Origin of the sequence: Muricoccus roseus (assembly GCF_900141905.1) — a bacterium.
Taxonomy (GTDB): domain Bacteria; phylum Pseudomonadota; class Alphaproteobacteria; order Acetobacterales; family Acetobacteraceae; genus Roseomonas; species Roseomonas rosea.
This window is the reverse complement of sequence record NZ_FQZF01000002.1, coordinates 293,412-314,517: the sequence shown is the minus strand read 5'-3', so window position 1 is coordinate 314,517 and position 21,106 is coordinate 293,412. Positions and strand designations below refer to the sequence as shown.

21 protein-coding genes are annotated in these 21,106 nt (G+C 71.8%); 10 read left to right on the top strand and 11 right to left on the bottom strand.

Going from position 1 to position 21,106, the window contains the following annotated elements:
- Positions 1–41: 41 nt before the first annotated feature.
- Positions 42–785, top strand: coding sequence for a glucose 1-dehydrogenase (locus BUB97_RS01490; RefSeq protein ID WP_073130628.1), 744 nt, complete (start codon positions 42–44; stop codon positions 783–785).
- A 63-nt stretch (positions 786–848) separates the two neighbouring features.
- On the opposite strand, the gene pdxR is transcribed toward BUB97_RS01490, so the two are convergent.
- Positions 849–2,324, bottom strand: a complete 1,476-nt coding sequence (gene pdxR / locus BUB97_RS01485) for a MocR-like pyridoxine biosynthesis transcription factor PdxR (protein ID WP_073130625.1) — start codon at positions 2,322–2,324, stop codon at positions 849–851.
- A gap of 94 nt (positions 2,325–2,418) precedes the next feature.
- Here pdxR and BUB97_RS01480 point away from each other — a divergent pair, with 94 nt between their 5' ends.
- A complete protein-coding gene (locus BUB97_RS01480; RefSeq protein ID WP_073130622.1) occupies positions 2,419–3,042 on the top strand; it encodes an FMN-binding negative transcriptional regulator in 624 nt (207 codons plus the stop codon).
- Between the two features lie 96 nt (positions 3,043–3,138).
- Positions 3,139–3,714 (top strand): LysE family translocator, encoded by a 576-nt coding sequence (locus tag BUB97_RS01475; protein WP_245818126.1) that lies wholly within the window; start codon positions 3,139–3,141, stop codon positions 3,712–3,714.
- A gap of 343 nt (positions 3,715–4,057) precedes the next feature.
- On the opposite strand, the gene BUB97_RS01470 is transcribed toward BUB97_RS01475, so the two are convergent.
- Positions 4,058–4,960: an alpha/beta hydrolase gene (locus tag BUB97_RS01470; RefSeq protein WP_073130620.1), complete on the bottom strand. Its 903-nt coding sequence runs from the start codon at positions 4,958–4,960 to the stop codon at positions 4,058–4,060.
- A 23-nt stretch (positions 4,961–4,983) separates the two neighbouring features.
- Positions 4,984–5,958, bottom strand: a complete 975-nt coding sequence (cysK, locus tag BUB97_RS01465; RefSeq protein ID WP_073130618.1) for a cysteine synthase A — start codon at positions 5,956–5,958, stop codon at positions 4,984–4,986.
- A gap of 393 nt (positions 5,959–6,351) precedes the next feature.
- Between cysK and BUB97_RS01460 the strand changes: the two genes are divergently transcribed.
- Positions 6,352–6,546: a hypothetical protein gene (locus tag BUB97_RS01460; RefSeq protein WP_073130616.1), complete on the top strand. Its 195-nt coding sequence runs from the start codon at positions 6,352–6,354 to the stop codon at positions 6,544–6,546.
- 106 nt (positions 6,547–6,652) lie between these two features.
- Here BUB97_RS01460 and BUB97_RS01455 read toward each other — a convergent pair whose 3' ends face one another.
- Positions 6,653–7,270 (bottom strand): pyridoxamine 5'-phosphate oxidase family protein, encoded by a 618-nt coding sequence (locus BUB97_RS01455; protein ID WP_073130613.1) that lies wholly within the window; start codon positions 7,268–7,270, stop codon positions 6,653–6,655.
- A gap of 130 nt (positions 7,271–7,400) precedes the next feature.
- Between BUB97_RS01455 and BUB97_RS01450 the strand changes: the two genes are divergently transcribed.
- A complete protein-coding gene (locus tag BUB97_RS01450; protein ID WP_073130611.1) occupies positions 7,401–8,294 on the top strand; it encodes a dihydrodipicolinate synthase family protein in 894 nt (297 codons plus the stop codon).
- Between the two features lie 9 nt (positions 8,295–8,303).
- The gene (locus BUB97_RS01445; RefSeq protein WP_073130609.1) at positions 8,304–8,774 is read left to right on the top strand and encodes an RrF2 family transcriptional regulator; all 471 of its coding nucleotides are present in this window, start codon (positions 8,304–8,306) and stop codon (positions 8,772–8,774) included.
- On the opposite strand, the gene BUB97_RS01440 is transcribed toward BUB97_RS01445, so the two are convergent.
- The 7 genes from BUB97_RS01440 to BUB97_RS26085 form a co-directional block, all read right to left on the bottom strand.
- Positions 8,771–9,952, bottom strand: coding sequence for a TIGR03862 family flavoprotein (locus tag BUB97_RS01440; protein WP_073130607.1), 1,182 nt, complete (start codon positions 9,950–9,952; stop codon positions 8,771–8,773). The genes BUB97_RS01445 and BUB97_RS01440 overlap by 4 nt on opposite strands.
- A 55-nt stretch (positions 9,953–10,007) precedes the next feature.
- Positions 10,008–10,790: a succinate dehydrogenase iron-sulfur subunit gene (locus tag BUB97_RS01435; RefSeq protein WP_073130605.1), complete on the bottom strand. Its 783-nt coding sequence runs from the start codon at positions 10,788–10,790 to the stop codon at positions 10,008–10,010.
- A gap of 21 nt (positions 10,791–10,811) precedes the next feature.
- The gene (sdhA, locus tag BUB97_RS01430) at positions 10,812–12,638 is read right to left on the bottom strand and encodes a succinate dehydrogenase flavoprotein subunit (RefSeq protein WP_073130598.1); all 1,827 of its coding nucleotides are present in this window, start codon (positions 12,636–12,638) and stop codon (positions 10,812–10,814) included.
- Between the two features lie 187 nt (positions 12,639–12,825).
- Positions 12,826–13,215 carry a succinate dehydrogenase, hydrophobic membrane anchor protein gene (gene sdhD / locus BUB97_RS01425; RefSeq protein WP_073130595.1) on the bottom strand — a complete coding sequence of 130 codons (390 nt, stop codon included), beginning with the start codon at positions 13,213–13,215 and terminating at the stop codon, positions 12,826–12,828.
- A 13-nt stretch (positions 13,216–13,228) separates the two neighbouring features.
- The gene (gene sdhC / locus BUB97_RS01420) at positions 13,229–13,678 is read right to left on the bottom strand and encodes a succinate dehydrogenase, cytochrome b556 subunit (protein WP_073130592.1); all 450 of its coding nucleotides are present in this window, start codon (positions 13,676–13,678) and stop codon (positions 13,229–13,231) included.
- A gap of 173 nt (positions 13,679–13,851) precedes the next feature.
- Positions 13,852–14,859: an aspartate-semialdehyde dehydrogenase gene (locus tag BUB97_RS01415; RefSeq protein ID WP_073130589.1), complete on the bottom strand. Its 1,008-nt coding sequence runs from the start codon at positions 14,857–14,859 to the stop codon at positions 13,852–13,854.
- Positions 14,860–14,968: 109 nt separating this feature from the next.
- On the bottom strand, positions 14,969–17,284 hold the full coding sequence (locus BUB97_RS26085; protein ID WP_073130586.1) for a methyl-accepting chemotaxis protein: 2,316 nt from the start codon (positions 17,282–17,284) through the stop codon (positions 14,969–14,971).
- Between the two features lie 127 nt (positions 17,285–17,411).
- Between BUB97_RS26085 and BUB97_RS01405 the strand changes: the two genes are divergently transcribed.
- The 4 genes from BUB97_RS01405 to lpxK all read left to right on the top strand — a co-directional run bounded on the left by BUB97_RS01405 (position 17,412) and on the right by lpxK (position 21,076).
- Complete coding sequence (locus tag BUB97_RS01405) at positions 17,412–17,837, top strand: DUF1489 family protein (RefSeq protein ID WP_073130581.1); 426 nt, start codon at positions 17,412–17,414, stop codon at positions 17,835–17,837.
- Positions 17,838–17,905: 68 nt separating this feature from the next.
- Complete coding sequence (locus BUB97_RS01400; RefSeq protein WP_073130577.1) at positions 17,906–18,715, top strand: lysophospholipid acyltransferase family protein; 810 nt, start codon at positions 17,906–17,908, stop codon at positions 18,713–18,715.
- A 22-nt stretch (positions 18,716–18,737) separates the two neighbouring features.
- Positions 18,738–20,069 carry a 3-deoxy-D-manno-octulosonic acid transferase gene (locus tag BUB97_RS01395; RefSeq protein WP_175562523.1) on the top strand — a complete coding sequence of 444 codons (1,332 nt, stop codon included), beginning with the start codon at positions 18,738–18,740 and terminating at the stop codon, positions 20,067–20,069.
- Positions 20,070–20,086: 17 nt separating this feature from the next.
- Positions 20,087–21,076, top strand: a complete 990-nt coding sequence (lpxK, locus tag BUB97_RS01390; protein WP_073130576.1) for a tetraacyldisaccharide 4'-kinase — start codon at positions 20,087–20,089, stop codon at positions 21,074–21,076.
- The last annotated feature ends 30 nt before the right edge of the window (positions 21,077–21,106 follow it).

Below are 21,106 nucleotides of genomic sequence, written 5' to 3'. Positions count from 1 at the left end.
GCTTTCCAGACTGCCGGGCGAACGTCCAGGGACAGGGAATCATGCGCCTTCAGGGCAAAGTCGCGCTCGTCACGGGGGCGGCCTCGGGCTTCGGCGAGGGGATCGCGCGAGCCTATGCCGCGCAGGGCGCGAAGGTGGCGGTGGCCGACCTGAACCTGGACGGTGCCAGGCGCGTGGCCGGGGAGATCGGCGGCGTGGCGCTGGGCGGGGATGTCTCCCGCGCCGCGGATGTGGCCGCGATGGTGGAGGGCACGGTCTCGGCCTTCGGCGGGCTGGACGTGGTGGTGAACAATGCCGGCTGGACCTACCGGAACCAGCCCTCCCTCGACGTGTCGGAGGAGGAGTTCGACAAGGTTTTCGCCATTAACGTGAAGTCACTCTTCCTGATGGCGAAGTCGGCCTTTCCGGCGCTGCTGGCGCGCGGCGGGGGGAGCTTCATCACCATCTCCTCCACCGCCGGGCTGCGGCCCCGGCCCGGGCTGACCTGGTACAACGGCACAAAGGGGGCGGCGAATGTCTTCACCCAGTCGCTCGCCCAGGAATGGGCGAAGGACAATGTGCGCGTGAACGCCATCTGCCCGGTGATGGGGGTCACGGGGCTGACCTCGGCCTTCATGGGGGTGGAGGACACGCCGGAGAACCGGCAGCGATTCCTGGCCACCATCCCGATCGGGCGCCTCTCCACCCCGGCGGATATCGCCAATGCCTGCGTCTGGCTGGCGGAGGATTCCTCCTCCTTCATCACCGGCATCCTGCTGCCGGTGGATGGCGGGCGGACGGCCTGAGGCAGGGGAGGCGGGAGCGCTGCCTGCCGGTGGTGCCCGCGCCGGGCGAAGCCGCTGGCCGGATCACCGGCGCCCTTCGTCGCCTTCCACGCAGAACGCCTCGAGCGCCTCCGCGAGCTTTCGCACGCCCCGGTCGATGGCCTGCTCGTCGAGGCTGGCATATCCCATGACCAGCCCGGCCGTTTCGGGCGGCGCGATGTCCGGGGCAGGCGCGTAGAGTGGGCCGATGGGGTAGACGCCGATCCCCGCCGCAAGGGCCCTGGCCACCAGCGCGTCCTCCCGCGCCCGGGGCACCCGATTCAGCCAGGCGACGACGTGCAGCCCGGCATCGGCGCCGACCACCGTCACCGCATCGCCCAGCCTGGCCGAGAGTGCCGCGAGCAGGGCGGCGCGCCGTTCGCCATTCCGGCGGCGGGCGCGGCGGACATGCCGCTCATAGGCGCCGCCCTCGATCAGGCCCGCCAGGGCCTCCTGCTCCAGGCTGGGCGTCTGCCTGTCGGCCAGCCGCTTCGCCTTGGCGAAGGTCGAGGACAGGGCCGGCGGCACGACGAGATAGCCGAGGCGCAGGGTGGGCGAGAGGGTCTTCGAGACCGTGCCGAGATAGATGACCCGCGCGGCCTGATCGAGCGCCTGCAGCGGAGGGACCGGGGCGATGTCGAAGCGGTACTCGCTGTCGTAGTCGTCCTCGATGACATAGGCGCCCCCGTGCCGCGCCCAGGCCAGCAGCTCCCTGCGGCGCGCCGCGGACATGACGCTGCCCAGCGGGAATTGGTGGGACGGGGTCACATAGGCCAGCCGCGCCAGGGGCAGGCCGTCGGTCCGCATGCCTTCCTCGTCCACGGGGACCGGCACGATCTCGGCCCCGGCGGCGAGGAGGACCTGGCGCGCGAGGTTGTAGCCCGGGTCCTCCATCACGGCCCGCTCACCGGGGTCGATGAGCAGGCGCGCACAGAGGTCCAGCCCCTGCTGCGAGCCGTTGACGACGATGATCTGCCCGGCATCGCAACGCAGCCCGCGCGCCCGCCAAAGATAGCCCTGAAGGGCCGCGCGGAGCCCGGAGGAGCCGCTTGGCTCCTCGTAGCGGAGCCGCGCCTTGCGGCGCAGCAGGGCGGCGCCGGCTGCCTTCCTCCAGGCCAGCATGGGGAAGTCCCCGGCGGCGAGGTCCCCGTAGCGGAAGTCGGCCAGCAGCGGGCCGGTGTCCGGCGTGGGAGGAAGAACGAACTCCCTCAGGCGCTGCCCATGGGCGGAGAGGCGGTCGGGGCACGCGGCCGGCCCAGTCTGGTCAGGCCTCCCGGCCGCGGGGGGCAGTCCCCTTGCCACCTGCGTCGGGGCGCCCTGCCGTGTCTCCAGGTATCCTTCCGCGATCAGCTGCTCATAAGCCGCCGTCACCGTCGTCCGCGAAACGCCCCATTCCACCGCCAACGACCGGGTGGAGGGCAGCCGCGCGCCGGGAGCCAGCAGGCCGGATGCGATCTGGCCCTTGATCGTCTCGCCAATCCGGTGGGTGATCCGCCTGCGCGGGACGTCGTCCGATGCCATGGCGGCAAACTGGTCCGGAGATTTGGTCGGAAACTGGACGTTCCTTCTGGGCCAGCTCCGGGACAAGGTCCAGGGCAGCCGAGGAGACGCGCCGATGTATGTCCCGCCCGCCTTCCGCGAGGACGACCTGCCGAGCCTACATGCCGTGATACGCGAGGCGCGTCTGGCGAACCTCGTCACCGCCACGGAAGGGGGGCTGGTCGCCACGCCGCTCCCGCTCTTCCTTGCGCCGGAGGAGGGGCCCCATGGCACTCTCTATGGCCATCTGGCGCGGGTGAACCCGCAATGGAAGCTGTCGCCGGCAGGCGATGCCATGGCCCTGTTCATGGGGCCGGAGGCCTATGTCAGCCCCTCCTGGTATCCGTCCAAGCAGGAGCACGGGAAGGTGGTGCCCACCTGGAACTACGTCGCCGTCCATGCCTATGGCCCGGCCGAGTTCTTCGAGGATGCGGACCGCCTGCTCGAGGTCGTCAGCCGCCTGACGCGCGTGCATGAGAGCGCCCGCGCCGAACCCTGGGCCGTGACGGATGCGCCGGACGCCTTCATCCGCGCGCAGCTCCGGGGAATCGTGGGCCTGCGGATGCCGATCACGCGGATCGATGGCAAGCGGAAGATGAGCCAGAACCGGAGCGCCGAGGACCGCGCCGGCGTGGCGGCCGGCCTCTCCTCCAGCAATCGCGCCTCCGATCGCGCCGTGGCCGCGCTGATCCCGGGCTGACCGGAGGGGGAGGGAACATGCCGGACATCGCGCAACTGGCGTTGTACTTCGCCGCGGCCCTGCTGCTCGCCATCACGCCCGGGCCGGGCATCTTCTATGTCGCGGCTCGCACGCTGGCGGGCGGGCGGGCGGGCCGAAGGCGTGGCCTCCAGCTTCGGTACGGGGCTCGGCGGAATGGTCCATGTCCTCGCCGGCGGCCTGGGCGTTTCCGCCATCGTGCTGGCCAGCGCGGAACTGTTCACCGCGCTCAAGCTGATCGGCTCTGCCTATCTCATCTGGATCGGCTTCCGCACCGTGCAATCCGCGCGCCGGGATGCTGCCCTGGCCCTGGGTGGCGGGCTCGCTGAGCCGCCGGTCGGGCCCAGGCGGGCCTTTCGGGAGGGCGTGCTGGTCGAGGCACTGAACCCGAAGACAGCGGCCTTCTTCCTGGCCTTCGTGCCGCAGTTCGTCGACCCGGCCCGGGGCGAGGTGGCCCTGCAATTCGTGGTGCTCGGCACCGTGTCGGTCGCGCTCAACACGCTGGCCGACACCGTCGTCGCCTTCGCGGCCGGCGGTATCCGGGAGGGGGCCGCGGCGCGCCCCGCCTTGGTCCGCCGCATCCGGGAGGCCTCGGGGGCCGCGATGGTCGCGCTCGGCATCGGCCTCGCGCTGGCGAAGCGGCCCGCCACCTGACGATGCCGGCCGGGGAAGGCGTGCATGCGGAGGCGAGGCTTCATGGCGTCGCACGGGGGCCCGGCTTTTCTGGGCTTCCTGTTGAGGGCTCCGCCCTCGCCCGCCAAGGGCCTGAGGCCCTTGGAACCCCGTCTGACTGCCGTGGATACCCTGATCGAAGGGATCTCTGGTTGTGAGGGTGCCCGTCCTGCCTTTGCAGCCGCCTGAGGTCTTAGACCTCAGGCGCACCGTCAGCCGAGTGATTCCAAACTTCTAAAAGAAGATGATGGTGAGGGGTCCGGGGAGAGGAAGAATTCCTTCTTCCTCTCCCCGGGACAGACCCACAGCCCAGAACCAAAAGCCATCAGGAAAGGGGCGCCGCGATGAAGGCGGCGGCCTCGTCCAGGGCCTGCCGCGCCTCGGGCACTGGCAGGCAGATCCAGACATGGAACAGGCCGTCATATTCGCGGAAGAGAAGGTTAGCCCCTGCTTCCTCCGCCGTCTCCCGCAGGCGGCGCGCATCGGCGTTCAGCATGTCCCGCGTGCCAGTGAAGACGATCATCGGCGGCAGCCCGGCCAGTGAGCCGTAGAGCGGGCTCACGCGCGGATCGTCGGGCGGCAGGTCGCGCGCATACCACTGTCCCGCCAGCCGCGCCGCGGGCGAGGCGAGCATCGGGTCTCGGTGCTCGATCTCCAGAAGGCGCGGATGGTCGGTGGCGACATCTAGCCAGGGCGAGAACATCACCAGCCCCGCAGGAAGGGCTTCCCCCGCATCGCGGATGATCTGCGCCAAGGCCAATGCCATGCCGCCGCCGGCGGAATCACCAGCGACCGTGATGTTCTCCGCCCCGTACCGCGCGGCCAGCGCGGTGAAGAGCGGGTGCACCATCCCCAGCGTGTCCCGCGCTTCGTACCGTGGGGCGAGCGGATAGAGCGGAATGGTCACGGTCGCCCCGGTGCGCGCCACCAGCGCATCCACCACGCGCCAATGCACATGCAGCAGGTCGAACACATAGGCGCCACCATGCAGGTAGAGGATGTGGTGACGGGTGGCGCCTTGGCGCGGTGCCACGGTGAACACGCCATACCCGCCGAAGCTCTCGCGCGTGATCAGCAGCCGCCTTTCCCGCGCCCGGCCGGGCTGGGCGGGCCCGCGGGCCTGGATGGCACGCACCTTGTCCGGAAAGCGGCGCGTGTTGCGCGCGTGGTCCTTCATGCGGGTGGCGCGGATCAGCGCCATCATCATCCAGGCGCGCAGACTGGGCACACGGTCACTCCGTTATCGGGCCATCAGAGCCCGGCGAAGAGCTCCGTCGAGAGGTAACGTTCGGCAAAGCTGGCGGCGATGCCGACCACCAGCTTCCCCTCCATCTCCGGCTCGCGCGCCACCTGCAGCGCCGCGTGCAGCACGGCGCCGGAGGAGAGGCCGATCGGGATGCCTTCCTCGCGCGCGCAGCGGCGGGCGGCGGCCAGCGCCTCGCGCTCGGAGACGCGCATAACGGCGTCCATCCGCTCCAGTTCCAGCACCTTCGGGCGGAAGCCCGCGCCGATGCCCTGGATGTCATGCGGCCCCGCCTCGTCACCCGACAGAACGGCCGATTCGGCAGGCTCCACGGCGACAATCCGCAGCCCCGGCCGCCGTGGCTTCAGCGCGCGAGCGATGCCGGTCAGCGTGCCGCCGGTGCCGACGCCGCCCACCACCGCATCCACCTCCCCGCCCGTATCCGCCCAGATCTCCTCGGCCGTCGTGCGCTCATGGATGGCGGGATTGGCGGGGTTGTCGAACTGCCGGGGCATCCACGCGCCGGGGGTGGAGGCGATGATCGCCTCCGCCCGCTCGATCGCCCCGGCCATGCCGCGCTTGGCCGGCGTCAGCACCAGCTCGGCGCCCAGCAGGGCCATCATCTTGCGGCGCTCCTCGCTGGCGCCGTCCGGCATCACCACAATCAGCCGGTACCCCTTGGCCGCGGCCACGAAGGCGAGCGCGATGCCGGTATTGCCGGATGTCGGCTCGACCAGCGTGGATTCCCCGGGGCGGATGAGGCCGGCACGCTCGGCCTCCTCCACCATGGCGAGGCCGATGCGGTCCTTCACCGAGGCCAGCGGATTGAAGAATTCCAGCTTCAGCGCGAGCCGCGCCGCCAGCCCTTCCGATGCCTCAAGCCGGGGCAGGCGGACCAGCGGGGTGGCTCCGACCGCGTCGAGCACGCTGCCATAGAGGCGGCCACGGGGAGGGTTAGCGGGGGCTTCGGATGGGGCGGCCATGCCCGGGGTTATCACGCCGCGGCGGGGTGGCGTCCATCGCCGATCCCACGCCGGACGAAAGGATCATCCCCTATAAAGCACAAAAAACGATCGTTCCATTTCGTTGACCACAGAGGTTTCCACGCCCGATCATGGGGCATGTCCAACCGCCCCACACGGAGCCTCCCGATGGTGCCGGCAATCCGAATGGCCGGGCGCTGTCGGCGCTGACCGCCCTGCCCTCGCCTTCCCTCCCCCCCTTTCCAGGCCAGCCGGCCAGGAGACGGATGCCATGACCCGCACCGCCAATGTCTTCCGCGCCCTTCTCGCGCGCCTCTTCCCCCGCACCCACACCCCGCCGCGCCAATCCGACATCGAGCGGGCGCTGCTGCGCGCGCTGGGAGGGCTCTGACCGTGCTCGCCTCTCGCCCCATCAGCGTGGATGGCCGCTTCGTCGGCGTGGCCGTGGCGCGCGAGACGGATTGGCTCTTCCTGGCCACCGATCCCGTGCTGGAGGATCTGGAGGGAGCGGCCTTCCCGAACCCCGCCGAGGCGACCCGCGTGGCACGGCTGATGCTCATGCGCGGCCAGGGCCGGCTGGCCGCGTGATCCAGGACTGGATCAGCCCCTCCCTGCGCGCCCTCCTCGTTCTCGGCGGCGCGCTTCTGCCGGCAAGGCTGGTGGCGGGCTGAGGGGCCCGCCTACCGCCCCAGCCCTACCACATGGTTTCCTTCGCGCGGGCCGCCCAGCTGGAGTCATAGGGCTCTCCGCCCACCGTTCCGGCGCTGAGCGAGGCCAGGATGCGGCCCGGCGTCGGCAGGCTGCCCGGCGCCACCTGCGCCGACTCCTCCCAGAGCCGCGCGCGGATCACGGCGCGGGCGCATTGGAAATACACCGTCTCCACCGTGACCACGATGACGCTGCGCGGCGCCTTGCCCTCCACCACGAAGCTCTCCAGCAGCGCGGGATCCACCGAGACCTGCGCGTGCCCGTTCACGCGGAGCGCATTGCCATGGCCGGGGATGAGGAACATGAGCGCCACCCGCGGGTCCCGCACGATGTTGCGCAGGCTGTCCACCCGGTTGTTGCCGCGCCGGTCCGGCATCAGCAGCGTCCGCTCACCCGCCACGCGCACGAGCTCGCCCACCCGGTCGCCACGCGGCGAGCAGTCCAGCCCCTCCGGCCCGCTGGTGGCCAGGGCGGCGAAGGGCGAGGCATCGATCATCGCCCGGTACTCGGGCGTGATGGCGGGCACCTCCTTCACCGTGGAGGCGTCGCCCGGCACGCCATACAGCGCCTCGAGCGCCTCGATGCTGTCGATGATCGGGGACATGTCCCATCCTTCCGCACGTGGCGGGCCGGAAGCTAGCGCCGCACCGGCGCATGGCGAAGCCGGACAGGTTGCCGGCCTGTCCGCTCCTATTCCCGTTCCGCTGCGCCGCGCGGAACCGTAACCTGCCGCCATGCAGGATCTCCACGGCGTCTTCCCCTATCTCGTCTCGCCCGTCGGCCCGGATGGCGCCGTGCTGGACCAGGTGCTGGCGCGGCTTTGCGAGCACCTGATCGCCGCCGGGGTGCATGGCCTCACCCCGCTCGGCAGCACGGGGGAGTTCGCCTACCTCACCCCCGCCCAGCGCCGCCGCATCATCCAGGTGGTGGTGGAGGCGGCGGCTGGTCGCGTGCCGGTGGTGGCCGGCATCGCCGCCACGACCACGGCCGAGGCGGTGCGCCAGGCGAAGGAGGCGGCCGCGCTCGGCGCCGACGGGATCCTCGCCATCCTCGAAGCCTATTTCCCCGTGCCCGAGGCGGGGGTGGTCGCCTATTTCACCGCCGTGGCCGATGCCACCGACCGTCCGGTGGTGCTCTACACCAACCCGCAATTCCAGCGCTCGGACCTCTCCCTGCCGGCGCTCGCCGCCCTCTCGAAGCACCCTCGCATCGGCTATGTGAAGGACGCCTCCACCAATACGGGCCGCCTTCTCTCGATCATGGACCGCACCGAGGGGCGGATGCGCGTCTTCGCCGCCTCGGCCCATATCCCGGCCGCCGTGATGCTGATTGGCGGGGTGGGCTGGATGGCCGGGCCGGCCTGCGCCATCCCGCGCCAGAGTGTGCGGCTCTACGAGCTGTGCCGCGCCGGGGATTGGACGGCGGCGATGGCGCTGCAACGGCGCCTCTGGCGCATCAACGAGCTCTTCGCCCGCCATGCGTTGGCGGCCTGCATCAAGGGTGCCCTGGAAATCCAGGGCTTCCCCGTGGGCGTTCCGCTCCCGCCGCAGCCGGCCCTTTCGCCCGAAGGGCGGGACGAGGTGGAAAAGGCCCTTGCCGCGCTGGATATCCACGCGGGGAATGCGTAAATCCCCGCCATGCAGCCCCATCTCCGCCTTCTCCGCCAGGATCGCGCGCTGACCGCCGTCTCCGTCCTCCTGGACGTCGCCTTCCATGCCGGACGCGGCTCGGAAGGGCCCGTGGCGGGCGGGGCCGAGGTCGCGGAACGGCTGGGCGCTGCGCGCCGGGGAATCGAGCCGGTTTTCCAGGCTCTCTCCCGCGCCGGGCTGCTGGAAGGAGTGCGCGGCCCCCGGGGCGGCTACCGGCTGGGCCGTCGCCCCCGCGACATCCGGCTCTCCGAGGTGGTGGCCGCCGTCGCCGAGGGAACGGATGGTGGGAGCGACCTGTCCGGCCCGCTCCAGGCGGCAGTCGTCGCGCCGCTCTGGGCCGAGCTGGAATCTGCGCTGCGCGAGAGGCTGGAGGCGCTGACGCTGGAGGACCTGCTGCGCCGGGCACAGGCTGCCGGCCTGCAACGCCCAGCCTCCGAGCCGCTGAACTTCGTGATCTAGCCAACCATCGCGCGGAGCATTCCGCGCGCGGCCGCCCGGCCCGTGGCGAAGCAGGCCGTCAGCAGATGGCCGCCTGTCGGCGCCTCCCAGTCCAGCATTTCGCCGGCGGCGAAGACGCCGGGCAGGCGGCGAAACGCGTAATGCTCGTCCAGCTCCTCCAGCCGGATTCCGCCGGCGGAGGAAATCGCCCGTTCGAGCCCGGCGACGCCGGTCACGCGGAGCTTCAGCCCCTTGATGGCCGTCTCCGGCGGCGCCTCGCCCTCCCGCAGCAAGCCAATGACCGCGGGCGGCAGGGCGAGATGACGGCGGAGATGGTTGGACAGGGACTGGCCGCGCCGGGGCGCCGCGACGCGGCGGGCCACCTCATCCGCGGTCATGTCCGGGCGCAGGTCGAGCGTGACCACCGCCTCGCCTTCTGCCGCCACCGCATCGCGGATCGCGGCCGAGAGCGCATAGACCGCCCCGCCCTCCAAACCGGCCGCGGTGATCACCGCCTCGCCCCGCACGGTCCGGCCGCCAAAGGAGAGGGCGATCCGCTTCAGAGGGGTCCCGGCGAACCGGTCCCGCAGATGCGCGGACCAGGGGATCAGGATTCCGGAATTCGCCGGCGCGAAGGGCGCCAGGGCCACGCCGCGCGCGGCGAGGAGCGGCGCCCAGCCACCATCCGAGCCGAGACGCGGCCAGGAGGCACCCCCCAGCGCCAGCAGAGTGGCATCCGGCCGCAGCACCAGCGGCTCCGGGTCCGGGCGGTTGAACAGCAACCCTCCCGCCGCGTCCCATCCCGCCCAGGCATGGCGGGAGAGGAGCGTCACCTTGCGCTCCCCCAGCCGGGCGAGCCAAGCGCGGAGCAGCGGCGCGGCCTTCATGGCCCGGGGGAAAACCCGCCCGCTGCTGCCCGCGAAGGTCTCCTGCCCCAGCCCCCCGCACCAGGTGCGGATGGCCTCGGGCGGAAAGGCGCGCACGGCCGGCTCCAGCCGGGCGCGGGCGGCACCGTAACGGGAGAGGAAGAGGTCGAGAGGCTCGGTATGGGTGAGGTTGAGCCCTCCGCGCCCTGCCATGAGCAGTTTGCGCGCGGGGCTGGGCATGCGGTCCAGCACCGTGACCGCGACGCCCGCTTCCGAAAGCACTTCCGCCGCGGCCAGCCCGGCCGGGCCGGCGCCGATGATCGCGGCCTTCATGTCCGGATATGAAAAGGGCCGCCCGGGGGGCGGCCCTGATCCCTCGTCAGCCCGCTCAGCCCTCGCGCTCGGCGAGGAGCATCTTGATCTCGCCGATCGCCTGGGCTGGGTTCAGCCCCTTCGGGCAGGTCCGGGCGCAGTTCATGATGGTGTGGCAGCGATAGAGGCGGAACGGATCCTGGAGCTGGTCCAGCCGCTCGCCCGTGTACTCGTCGCGGCTGTCGGCGATCCAGCGATAGGCCTGGAGCAGCACGGCCGGGCCGAGATAGCGGTCGCCGTTCCACCAGTAGGAGGGGCAGGCCGTGGAGCAGCAGAAGCACAGGATGCACTCCCACAGCCCGTCGAGCTTGGCGCGTTCCTCCTTGGACTGGCGGCGCTCCTCATCCGGCGGGGCGGAGGTGTCGGCCTTCAGCCAGGGCTCGATGGAGCGGAGCTGGGCGTAGATCTGCGAGAGATCCGGCACCAGGTCCTTCACCACGGGCATATGCGGCAGCGGGTTGATCCGCACCTCGCCCTGCACGTCCTCGATCGGCTTGAGGCAGGCGAGGGTGTTCAGCCCGTCGATGTTCATCGAGCAGGAGCCGCAGATGCCCTCGCGGCAGGAGCGCCGGAAGGTGAGGGTCGTGTCCACCTCGTTCTTGATCTTGATGAGCGCGTCCAGGACCATCGGGCCGCACTTGTCGAGATCGACCTCGTAGGTGTCCATCCGCGGGTTCTCACCGGAGTCCGGATCGAAGCGGTAGATCTTGAAGGAGCGCACGTTCTTGGCGCCCGGCTCGGCCTTGTAGACCTGGCCGGGCTGGACCGTGCTGTTCTTCGGGAGGGTGAAGGTCGCCATGGGTCTGTTGTCCCGCCTTCCTTAGTAGACGCGCGCCTTGGGCGGGAAGACCTGAACCTCGTTGGTGAGGGTCCGCATCTTCACGTCACGATAGTCGAGCTTGACCTGGTACTTGTCGTCGACCCAGGCCAGGGTGTGCTTCATCCAGTTCTGGTCGTCGCGCTCGGGGTAGTCCTCATGCGCATGCGCGCCGCGGGACTCGTGCCGGGCCTCGGCGCCCACCACCGTGGTCAGCGCATTGCCGATCAGGTTGTCCAGCTCCATGGCTTCCACCAGGTCGCTGTTCCAGATCAGGCTGCGGTCGGCGATGCGGATGTCGCTGTAGCCCTGGGCCACCACCGCCATCTTCTCCACGCCCTCCTTCAGCAGCTCGGAGGTGCGGAACACGGCGGCATGGGCCTGCATGGTGCGCTGCATGCTCAGGCGCAGCTCGGCCACGGGCGTGCCGCCCTTGGCGTAGCGCACGCGGTCCAGCCGGGCGAGCGCGTTCTCGCCCGCGCCCTCCGGCAGCGGCGCCTGGGTGGCGCCGGGCTTGATCGTGTCCTTCGCCCGCAGCGCGGCGGCGCGGCCGAACACCACGAGGTCGAGCAGCGAGTTGGTGCCGAGGCGGTTGGCGCCATGCACGGAGACGCAGGCCGCCTCGCCCACGGCCATCAGGCCGGGGACGGTCGCGTCCTGGTCGGTCGCGGTCGGGCGCAGCACCTCGCAATGAATGTTCGTGGGGATGCCGCCCATGTTGTAGTGGACGGTCGGGAGCATCGGGATCGGCTCCTTCGTCACGTCCACCCCGGCGAAGATCTTCGCGGTCTCGGAAATGCCGGGCAGGCGCTCATGCAGCAGGTCCGCGCCCAGATGCTCCAGATGCAGGTGGATGTGGTCCTTGTGCGGGCCGACGCCACGGCCCTCACGGATCTCCATCGACATCGCGCGGGAGACGACGTCGCGGGACGCCAGGTCCTTCGCCGTCGGCGCATAGCGCTCCATGAAGCGCTCGCCCTCGGAATTGGTGAGGTAGCCACCCTCGCCGCGCGCGCCCTCGGTGACGAGGCAGCCGGAGCCGTAGATGCCGGTGGGGTGGAACTGCACGAACTCGTTGTCCTGCAGGGGCAGGCCAGCGCGCAGCACCATGCCGCCGCCATCGCCCGTGCAGGTATGGGCAGAGGTGCAGGAGAAATAGGCGCGGCCATAGCCGCCCGTCGCCATCACCGTGGTCTGCGCGCGGAAGCGGTGGATCGTGCCGTCTTCCAGGTTCCAGGCCATCACGCCGCGGCAGGCGCCTTCCTCGTCCATGATGAGGTCGAGGGCGATGTATTCGACGAAGAACTCGCAGTTATGCTTCAGCGACTGCTGGTACAGCGTGTGCAGGATCGCGTGGCCCGTGCGGTCGGCCGCGGCGCAGGCGCGCATGGCCGGCGTCTTGCCGTAATGCTGCATGTGGCCGCCGAAGGGGCGCTGGTAGATCTTGCCGTCCTCCGTGCGGGAGAAGGGCACGCCGAAATGCTCCAGCTCGATGATCGCCGGCACGGCCTCGCGGCACATGTATTCGATCGCGTCCTGGTCACCCAGCCAGTCCGACCCCTTCACGGTGTCGTACATGTGCCAGCGCCAGTCGTCCTCGCCCATGTTGCCGAGCGCGGCGCCGACGCCGCCCTGGGCGGCCACGGTGTGGGAGCGGGTGGGGAACACCTTGGTGATGCAGGCGGTCTTCAGCCCCGCGGCACCCATGCCGAAGGTGGCGCGGAGGCCCGCGCCGCCGGCGCCCACCACCACCACGTCATAGGTGTGGTCCACAATGCGATAGGCGCCGCCGTTGATCCCGGGGCGCGGAGGCTGGCTGATGGCGTTCATCGCGGGCTCTCGTCGGTCCTGGCGCCGTTCGCGGCGCGTGTTCTGTCGCCCATCGGGGCGTCGAAGTCGTCAGCCATCAGAGGACTGAAGCATGCCCAGGGATGGCGTGGCGGCCGGGCGCCGAAGCACCCGGCCTGTACATGGGAAGCCTTTGCGCGACCGGAAGGGACAGGCCGCGCCGGGCGCATCAGACCGCCAGCCGGATGACGGACAGCACCGCCAGCAGGCCCAGCAGGGTCAGCACCGCCTTGATGGCCAGGTTAATCGCCATCACGCTGCGGTCGGGGCGGATATAGTCCTCCACCACCACCTGCAGGCCGGAGGCCGTGTGGTAGAACCCGACCGAGATGAGCACGATGAGCAGCACGGCGTTGAAGGGCCGGGCGATCCACTCGGCCATCACCTCCCAGGGGGAACCCGCCCGGGCGGCGATGGAGAAGGCGAACCACAGGGTCAGCGGCAGCAGCCCGATGGAGGTCGCCCGCTGCATCCACCAGTGATGCGTGCCGTTCTTGGCCGAGCCGAAGCCGCGGACGCGCGCCAGCGGCGTCTCAAGGCGCTTCAGGTTCTCGCTCATGCCCCGATCCCCCTCACGACGCCCAGGCGATGATGGCGACGATCCATGTCAGGATCGTCATCACGCCCGTGCCGATGATGACCATCCAGCCCGTGCGATAGGTGGTCGGGATGTCGTAGCCGTAGCCATAGTCCCACATCAGGTGCCGGATGCCGGCGAGCGTGTGGTACCAGGCGGCGACCGTGATCCCGAACAGCAGGATCACGCCGAAGAAGCTGCCCATGAACCACTGCATGCGGGCATAGGCCTCGGGCCCCGCGGCCGTGGCGGCCAGGAACCAGACGAGGAAGATCAAACCCACCGCCCAGGCAGAACCTGTGATGCGGTGCATGATGGAAAGCGCGCTCGTCATCTGCAGCATGTCGTAGACCTGCAGATGCGGAGAGAGCGGCCGGCGGATGATCGTGCCGTCCGTGCGGCGGCCGATCATGACGGCTTCGCGCGCGTCGTTGGAATGGGCCATGCGGCGTCCTGCAATCTCGCCGGCCGCGTGACAGGTCCGCGAACGGCTGGGGCGCTTTTATGGTGCGCCACGGCAAAGCGTCAATTCCACGAAATCAACGTGTTGCGACGGGCTCGCAACTAGCCCTCTGCCCTGGCGCTTCCTTTCGCCGGAAAAGGAGCCGTTCCGGCCCCTTATCCGCCGCGCAGGGCGCCCCGCCGCAGCAGCTCCTCGGCGATCTGCACCGCGTTCAGGGCCCCGCCCTTGCGCAGATTATCGCCCGCGCACCACAGCGCGATTCCATTCGGCACGGTGGAATCGGCCCGCAGCCTGGACACGAAGACCGGATCCTCGCCCACCGTCTCCAGCGGGGTCACATATCCGCCATCGTCGCGCCGATCGAGCAGGGTCAGGCCGGGTGCGTCCCGGATCGCCTCCCGCGCCTCCTTCTCCTGCACCGGCCGGTCGAAGGCCGCATGGATCGAGAGTGCCTGGCCGATGAAGACCGGCACCCGCACGCAGGTGGCCGCGACTGCCACGCCACCCAGGAGGCGGGAGGCGTCCTCGGCAATGGCCTCTTCCTCATCCGTCAGCCCGCCTTCCCCGAAGGCACCGACATGGGGGATCAGGTTGAAGGCGATCGGCTTGGTGAACTGTTCCGGCGTGGCCGTGTCGTTCACGAACACCCCCCGGGTCTGGCTGAACAGCTCGTCCATCGCGTCCTTCCCGGCTCCCGAGACCGGCTGGAGCGAGGTCGCGACCACCCGGACCAGCCCGCCCAGGGCCTGGAGGGGATGCAGCGCCATGGCCATCAGGATGGCTCCCGCGACCGGGGAGGCGACGATTCGCGGATTCGTGGCCAGGGCGCCCGGATTCACCTCGGGCACCACCACGGGCGCGTCCGGGTCCACCATGCCTGTCGTGTCCACGACCACGCAGCCCGCCGCAGCCGCCTTGCGAGCCAGGGTCACGGGCGCGGGCGTGCCGGGCGCGAGGAAGAGCAGGTCCGTCGCGGCCCAGTCATGCCGCTCCACCGCCTCGACGGCGAGGTTCCGCTCCCCATAGGACAGGGAACCGCCGACCGCCCGTCCCGAAGCGAGGGCGCAGAGCTCCGAGGCGGGGAATTCCCGCTCCGCGAGGGTCTTGATGATCTCGCGCCCGATCTGCCCCGTGGCGCCTGCAACCGCGATCCGATGAGCCATTCAGAAAACCCCTCCCGCCGCCACCCTCTGCCGGGAATGGCGGCCGGGAATGCGGGGCCGCAGATAGGGTGGGGCGCCCCGGTTCCGCAAGGCGGGGCGCCCCGAAGCCTCAGGCGGCGCGCACCGCCCGGAGGAAGCCGGCCGACTTCTCCCGTAGGATGGTCGTCTGGCTCTGCAGTGCCTCGGTGGCGGCCAGCATGCTGCCGGCGGCGCTCCCCGTCTCCTCCGCGGCGGCCCGGACGCCGGCGATGGCCTGGTTCACCGTATCCGTGCCCCCCGCCACCTGGGCGGCGCTGCGGGCGATCTCCCGCGTCGTCGCCCCCTGCTCCTCCACCGCCGCGGCGATGGCGGTCGCGATCCCGCTCGTGCGCTCCACCGTCTCGCCGATGCCCCGGATGGCCTCCACCGCGCCGGAGGTCGCCGCCTGCATCTGCTGGATCTGGGCGGAGATCTCCTCGGTGGCCTTGGCGGTCTGGGCGGCCAGCGTCTTCACCTCGCTCGCCACCACCGCGAAGCCCCGCCCGGCCTCGCCGGCACGCGCCGCCTCAATGGTCGCGTTCAGCGCCAGCAGGTTCGTCTGGCCCGCGATATCGCCGATCAGCCGCACCACATCGCCGATCCGGGTGGCGCTGTCCGACAGGCCCCGCACGGTGCCGTCGGTGGCCCGCGCCTCGGAAACCGCCTGGGCGGCCACCTCGGCGGCCTCGGCCACGCGGCGGGTGATCTCGGTGATGCTGGCGGCCATCTCCTCGGCGGCGGCGGCCACGGCGCCGACCTCGCCGCTGGCGCGTGCGGCGGCATCGGCCACCTGGGCGGCCTCGCGGCCGGAGCGCTCGGCCGTGTCATGCACCCCGCCGGCGGCGCGGCGGAGCGACTCGACCTCTCCGGCCAGGTTCTCCACCACCGCACCAACCTCGGCCTCGAAGGTATCGGCCAGGCGCGCCTCCTCGGTGGCCAGGCGCCAGGTCAGCATCGGACCGGCATAGGCGCCGCGCCCATCGGTGATGGCGCTCGCCTGCAGGTCCACCACCTCCGCGCCCATGCGCAGACGGGCCCGGTGTGGCAGGGCCACGGCATCGGCGAGGGTGGCGCGCAACCCGGCCAGCCCCTCCAGCGGAAGCTCCTCCAACGTCTTCCCCACCACCGGCTCGGTCAATCCCAGCCGGGCCAGCACCTCAGCCATTTCGGTGTTCACATGGGTGATCCGCAGCGCCGGGTCGGCGGCCATGAGGCCCAGCGGCATCTGCTCGATCATCTGAGCCTGGGCGAAGGCGCGGCCCACCGTGCCCCGCAGCTCCTCCAACGCGGCCGCGATCCGGCCGGTCTCGTCCCGATGGGCCTGGTCGCGCGCCTCGGCGGGGTCGCCGGGCGAGGTGTCGCCCGAGGCGATCGCGCGCACCCGGTTCGCGGCCCGGCGCAGCGGCGCCCCGATGGCGCGGGCGCTGGCCCAGGACGAGAAGAGAAGGATCAGAGCGACCGCAGCGCCGATCCAGAGGGTGAAGACCTCCACATCCTTCAGCGCGGAGTCCATGGCGCCGCGCCGCTCGGCGGCATCGTCCCGCAGCAGCCGGGTTGCCTCGCCGAAGGCAGCCTGCAGCGCCTTCGCGGCGCCCTCCGCCTCCTCGGCACGGATCTTCGCCAACTCCGTCAGGACGTTGAGGATGGTCTCGGCGGCCTCGGCCAGGCCGCCGGCCAGCGTTCCGGCGCGCGCCACGTCCTCCTTCAGCCGGTCCGAGACGGGATAGGACTGCACGCCCCGCAGATGCACCCGCTGCTGGGCCAGCGCCCGGCGCACCCGGCGTGCCTGGGCGTCCTCCCCGGTGACGAGATAGCGCTGCACGGCCAGGCGCGATTCATTCACCGCGTTGCTGAAGGCCATGACGCGGCTACGGACCTCCTCCACCTGGCTGCGGTCGGGCACCTCGAATTCCAGCGCCCCCAGCACGGCTTCCATCGCCTGGTCGAAATCCGCCGTCAGGCGGTAGAGCCGGTCGTCGCGCGCGGCGATCATCCGGCCACGGGCATCCAGCATGCGGCCGATCGCCGCCTCATAGGCCAGGGCGGCCGGGCTGGCCGCCTGCAGGGCGGCATGGGCGCCCGGGAGGGTCACGGCCCTCTCGCCGCGTTCCGCCAGTTCGCGCGCCCCGGCCAGCGCCTCCCGCGCGCCCTTCGCCGCGGCCTCCGCCGCCGGCATCGACTGGGCATTGCCCAGATCGGCCGCCGCCGCCGGCGCCTGCGCGGCGCGGGCGCCGGCCCGCTCGACGAGCGCGAGCACGTCGGCGGCGCTACGCAGGCTGGCCTGCTGCTTTTCCACTTCCCGCACCTCAAACCACACGAGCCCGACCAGCCCGCCGAGAAGGGAAAGTGTGAGCCCGGCGCTTGCGCCGAGCTTTCGGGCAACGGAGAGGTTCTGGAACGCGCGCATGGCTTCGGACGGCTCCTATTGTCTGACCGAGCCTCTATGAGCCGCTGCAAACCCTAACCGGAGGATAAGCCACCCTCCCCTCCGGCCGCCGCTTGCGAAAATGTGAGCGCGGGCGCAGATCGCGCGCGTGCTGCACCTCATCAAGCTTGCCGTCGGACCCAAGGATGTCGCGGCGATGGAACGCGGGCAGGCGCAGCGCGCCCATGCCCCCGGCGGGCTGCGCCACGTCACCCGCATGGCACCCAAGCGCGCTCCGGAAATCCTGGAGGGCGGATCCCTCTACTGGGTGGTGGCGGGGGTGCTGCGCGTGCGCCAGCGCATCCTCGCGATCGAGCCGGTGAAGCGCGCGGACGGGACCGCGGCCACCGCCCTCATCCTCGAGCCGGGGCTGGTGCCCGTGCATCCGCGCCCCGTGAAGCCGTTCCAGGGCTGGCGCTACCTCGAGGCCGAGAAGGCGCCGGCCGACCTCGCCGACGGCGAGGTGGCCGCCGAGGGGATCGACGAGCTTCCGCCGAAGATGCGGCGCGCCCTCTCGGATCTCGGCCTGCTCTAGCCGCCCTTCCCGCCCGTGACCTCCGGCCCGGCTCATGCTACGGGCGCCGCACCCATGGCACCCTTCCGATGCTCCGGCGGCTGACGCGCCACCCCCGCTTCCTCGCGGCCGCGGCCTGGCTGCTGGGGCTCTATATCGCCCTCGTCCACCGCACCACGCGATGGACGCTGGCGGGCGATGGCGCCATCGCGGCGCTGCGGGAGAAGCCCGGGCCCGTCATCCTCTCCTTCTGGCATGAGCGGATCGCCCTCGGCCCGCGCCCCTGGATTGGGATGCAGCGGCTGGTGCCGGCGCTCCGCCCCAAGCGGCCCCAGGTCCTCGTCTCCCAGCACCGGGACGGCGTGTTCATTGGGGAGGTGGTGGCCCGCTTCGACCTCGATATGATCTATGGCTCGACCTCCAAGGGGGGCAGCCAGGCGCTGCGGACGATGCTGAAGATCCTGCGGAAGGACGGGGTGGTGGCCATCACGCCCGACGGGCCGCGCGGGCCGCGCCGGGTGGCCGCCGCCGGGGTGGGCCAGCTGGCCGCCGTCTCGGGCGCGCCGGTCCTTCCCTACGCGGCGGCGACAACCCGCTCCTTCCGCCTGCGCTCCTGGGACCGGATGGTCATTCCCCTGCCCTTCTCGCGCGGGGTGATCGTGCTGCATCCCCCCTTCGTCGTGCCGCCCCATGCCGCCGAGGCCGGGCGTGCCGCGGTGGAAGCCGCGCTGACCGAGGTTTGCGACACCGCCGATGCCTGGGCCGAGGCCCGCCGCGCCGGGCGCGACGGGGCGGCCGAGCTGGCCGCCGCGCAGGCCCTCGGCCGCCGCGCCCCGCCCTCCTTCCCGCCGGCGGCGGCCCAGGAAGGCGCCCCCGCTCCGCGCGGGGACGTGGCATGACCGCCGCGGCGGCCCCTCGCGCTTGAGCGCCGTCGCCGCCCCGGGCGGCTGGCGTGGCAGCCTGCCGCTTCTGGCCTGGCGCGCCGCGACCAGCCTGGCCGCACCGCTCCTGCCCCTCTGGCTCGCCCGCCGCGCCCGGCGCGGCAAGGAGGACCCGGCACGGCTGCGCGAGCGCCGCGGCGAGGGCGCGGACCGCCCGGCCGGCCCGCTGCTCTGGCTGCACGGCGCGAGCGTCGGGGAGAGCCAGTCCGCACTGCCCTTGATCGAGGCCCTGGCCGCATCCCGCCCGGCGCTACGCTTCCTGGTCACCACCGGCACGGTCACGGCGGCCCGGCTGCTGGCGGAGCGCCTTCCGCCGGCCCTCGCCGGCCGCGTGCAGCACCGCTACGCCCCGCTGGACGTGCCGGCGCATGTGGCGCGCTTCCTCGAGGGATGGCGGCCGGATGCGGCGGTGTTCATCGAAAGCGAGATCTGGCCCAACCTCATCCTCGGCGCCGCCGCGCGGGGCGTGCCCCTCGCGCTCGTCAATGCCCGCCTCTCCGCCGGCTCCGCCCAGGGGTGGGGGCGGGCACCGGCGGTCGCGCGGCGCCTGTTCGGCGCCTTCCGGCTGGTGATCGCGCAGACCGAGACCGATGCCGAAAGGCTGCGGGCCCTGGGGGCGGAATCGGCCCGCGCCTGGGGCAACCTCAAATTCGCCGCCCGGCCCCTGCCCGCCCGGGAGGACACACTGGCGGCACTGCGGGCCGCCATCGGCGCAAGGCCGGTGCTGCTGGCCGCCAGCACCCATCCCGGGGAGGAGACGCAGATCGCCGAGGCCCATGGGCTGCTGGCGCGGCGCCTGCCCGACCTCCTGACCATCATCGCTCCGCGCCATCCGGAACGCGGGCCGGCCCTGGCGCGGGACCTCGCTTCCTATCGCCTGGCCCTGCGCTCCGCCGGCGCCCTGCCCGGGCCGGAGACCGAGATCTACGTCGCGGACACGCTCGGCGAACTCGGCCTGCTCTATCGCGTCGCCGGGGCGGCGCTCGTCGGCGGCTCCCTCGTGCCCCATGGCGGGCAGAACCCGCTGGAAGCCGCCCGGCTGGGCTGCCCCATCCTGCTCGGCCCCCACACGGCCAATTTCACCGTCATCGCGGACCGCATGCTGGCGGCCGGGGCCGCGCTGCGGGTGGCGGATTCCGCCGCGCTGGCCGAGGCCGCTCACCTCGTGCTAACCGGGACGGACCGGGCCCGGTCCATGACGACGGCCGCCGCCCGGATCGCGGCGGATGCCGGAGCCCTGCCGGAACGGATGGCCGCCGCGATCGAGTCTCTCCTGCCCACCCCCTCAGGGGCTGGCGCGGGACCAGGATAAGGACGCCAGACGGCACCATGCGTGCCCCCGATTTCTGGACCGGGGATGGCAGCGGAATCGCGCCCATCCTTCTCTCCCCCATCGCCGCCCTCTACGCCTCGGCCACCGCGCGTCGCGTGGCCAAGCCCGGCTGGCACGCGCCGGTGCCGGTGATCTGCTGCGGCAATGCGACGGCCGGCGGGGCGGGCAAGACGACGCTCGCGCTCGACATCGCGCGCCGCCTGGCGAACCGCGGCGTGGCCGTGCATTTCCTGACCCGCGGCTATGGCGGCAAGCTGCGCGGGCCCGTGCGCGTGGAACCCGGCAAGCACGACAGCACGGCGGTGGGCGACGAGGCCCTGCTTCTCGCCTCCGAGCACCCGACCTGGGTCGCGGGGGACCGCGCCGCCGGCGCCCGCGCCGCGGTGGAGGCGGGCGCGCAGGCGATCGTGATGGATGACGGGCTCCAGAACCCGACGCTGGAGAAGGACCTCTCCTTCCTCACCATCGACGGCACCTACGGCTTCGGGAATGGCCGCGTGATCCCGGCCGGACCCCTGCGGGAACCGGTGCGCGCCGCCGCCGCGCGGGCGCAGGCGGCGGTGCTGATCGGGGAGGACGAGTGCGGCGCCCTCGCGCATCTGCCGCCGGGCCAGCCCGTGCTGCGGGCCCGCATGGTGCCGGGGCCGGAGGCGCGCGGCCTCGCCGGCCAGGCGGTCTTCGCCTTCTGCGGCATCGCAAACCCGCGCAAGTTCTTCACCACCCTGTCGGAGTCGGGCGCCATCATCGCGGGGCGCGCCTCCTATGCCGACCACTACCCCTATGATGCCGGCGACCTGCGGGAACTGATGGCCGAGGCGGACCGGCTGCGCGCCATCCCCGTGACCACCCGCAAGGATTTTGTCCGCATCCCCCCGGCCTTCCGCGCGCGGGTGACGGTGGTGACGGTGGGCCTGGCCTGGGACGAGCCGGCGATGCTGGAGGCGATGCTGGATCCCCTGGCCGGGCGCGTACCCGTTCCGGCCTGACCGGCGGCGCAATCGAGAATGCCTCCCGAT

Excerpts from the sequence above, each read along its gene's own strand:
- sdhC (WP_073130592.1), bottom strand. The coding sequence starts at position 13,678 with ATGGCCCATTCCAACGACGCGCGCGAAGCCGTCATGATCGGCCGCCGC.
- cysK (WP_073130618.1), bottom strand. The coding sequence starts at position 5,958 with ATGGCCGCCCCATCCGAAGCCCCCGCTAACCCTCCCCGTGGCCGCCTC.
- BUB97_RS01415 (WP_073130589.1), bottom strand. The coding sequence starts at position 14,859 with ATGGCTCATCGGATCGCGGTTGCAGGCGCCACGGGGCAGATCGGGCGC.
- BUB97_RS01445 (WP_073130609.1), top strand. The coding sequence starts at position 8,304 with ATGCAGCCCCATCTCCGCCTTCTCCGCCAGGATCGCGCGCTGACCGCC.
- BUB97_RS26085 (WP_073130586.1), bottom strand. The coding sequence starts at position 17,284 with ATGCGCGCGTTCCAGAACCTCTCCGTTGCCCGAAAGCTCGGCGCAAGC.
- BUB97_RS01475 (WP_245818126.1), top strand. The coding sequence starts at position 3,139 with ATGTCGCGGCTCGCACGCTGGCGGGCGGGCGGGCGGGCCGAAGGCGTG.
- sdhA (WP_073130598.1), bottom strand. The coding sequence starts at position 12,638 with ATGAACGCCATCAGCCAGCCTCCGCGCCCCGGGATCAACGGCGGCGCC.
- BUB97_RS01450 (WP_073130611.1), top strand. The coding sequence starts at position 7,401 with ATGCAGGATCTCCACGGCGTCTTCCCCTATCTCGTCTCGCCCGTCGGC.
- lpxK (WP_073130576.1), top strand. The coding sequence starts at position 20,087 with ATGCGTGCCCCCGATTTCTGGACCGGGGATGGCAGCGGAATCGCGCCC.
- BUB97_RS01480 (WP_073130622.1), top strand. The coding sequence starts at position 2,419 with ATGTATGTCCCGCCCGCCTTCCGCGAGGACGACCTGCCGAGCCTACAT.
- BUB97_RS01435 (WP_073130605.1), bottom strand. The coding sequence starts at position 10,790 with ATGGCGACCTTCACCCTCCCGAAGAACAGCACGGTCCAGCCCGGCCAG.
- pdxR (WP_073130625.1), bottom strand. The coding sequence starts at position 2,324 with ATGGCATCGGACGACGTCCCGCGCAGGCGGATCACCCACCGGATTGGC.
- BUB97_RS01400 (WP_073130577.1), top strand. The coding sequence starts at position 17,906 with ATGCTCCGGCGGCTGACGCGCCACCCCCGCTTCCTCGCGGCCGCGGCC.
- BUB97_RS01440 (WP_073130607.1), bottom strand. The coding sequence starts at position 9,952 with ATGAAGGCCGCGATCATCGGCGCCGGCCCGGCCGGGCTGGCCGCGGCG.
- BUB97_RS01490 (WP_073130628.1), top strand. The coding sequence starts at position 42 with ATGCGCCTTCAGGGCAAAGTCGCGCTCGTCACGGGGGCGGCCTCGGGC.
- sdhD (WP_073130595.1), bottom strand. The coding sequence starts at position 13,215 with ATGAGCGAGAACCTGAAGCGCCTTGAGACGCCGCTGGCGCGCGTCCGC.
- BUB97_RS01455 (WP_073130613.1), bottom strand. The coding sequence starts at position 7,270 with ATGTCCCCGATCATCGACAGCATCGAGGCGCTCGAGGCGCTGTATGGC.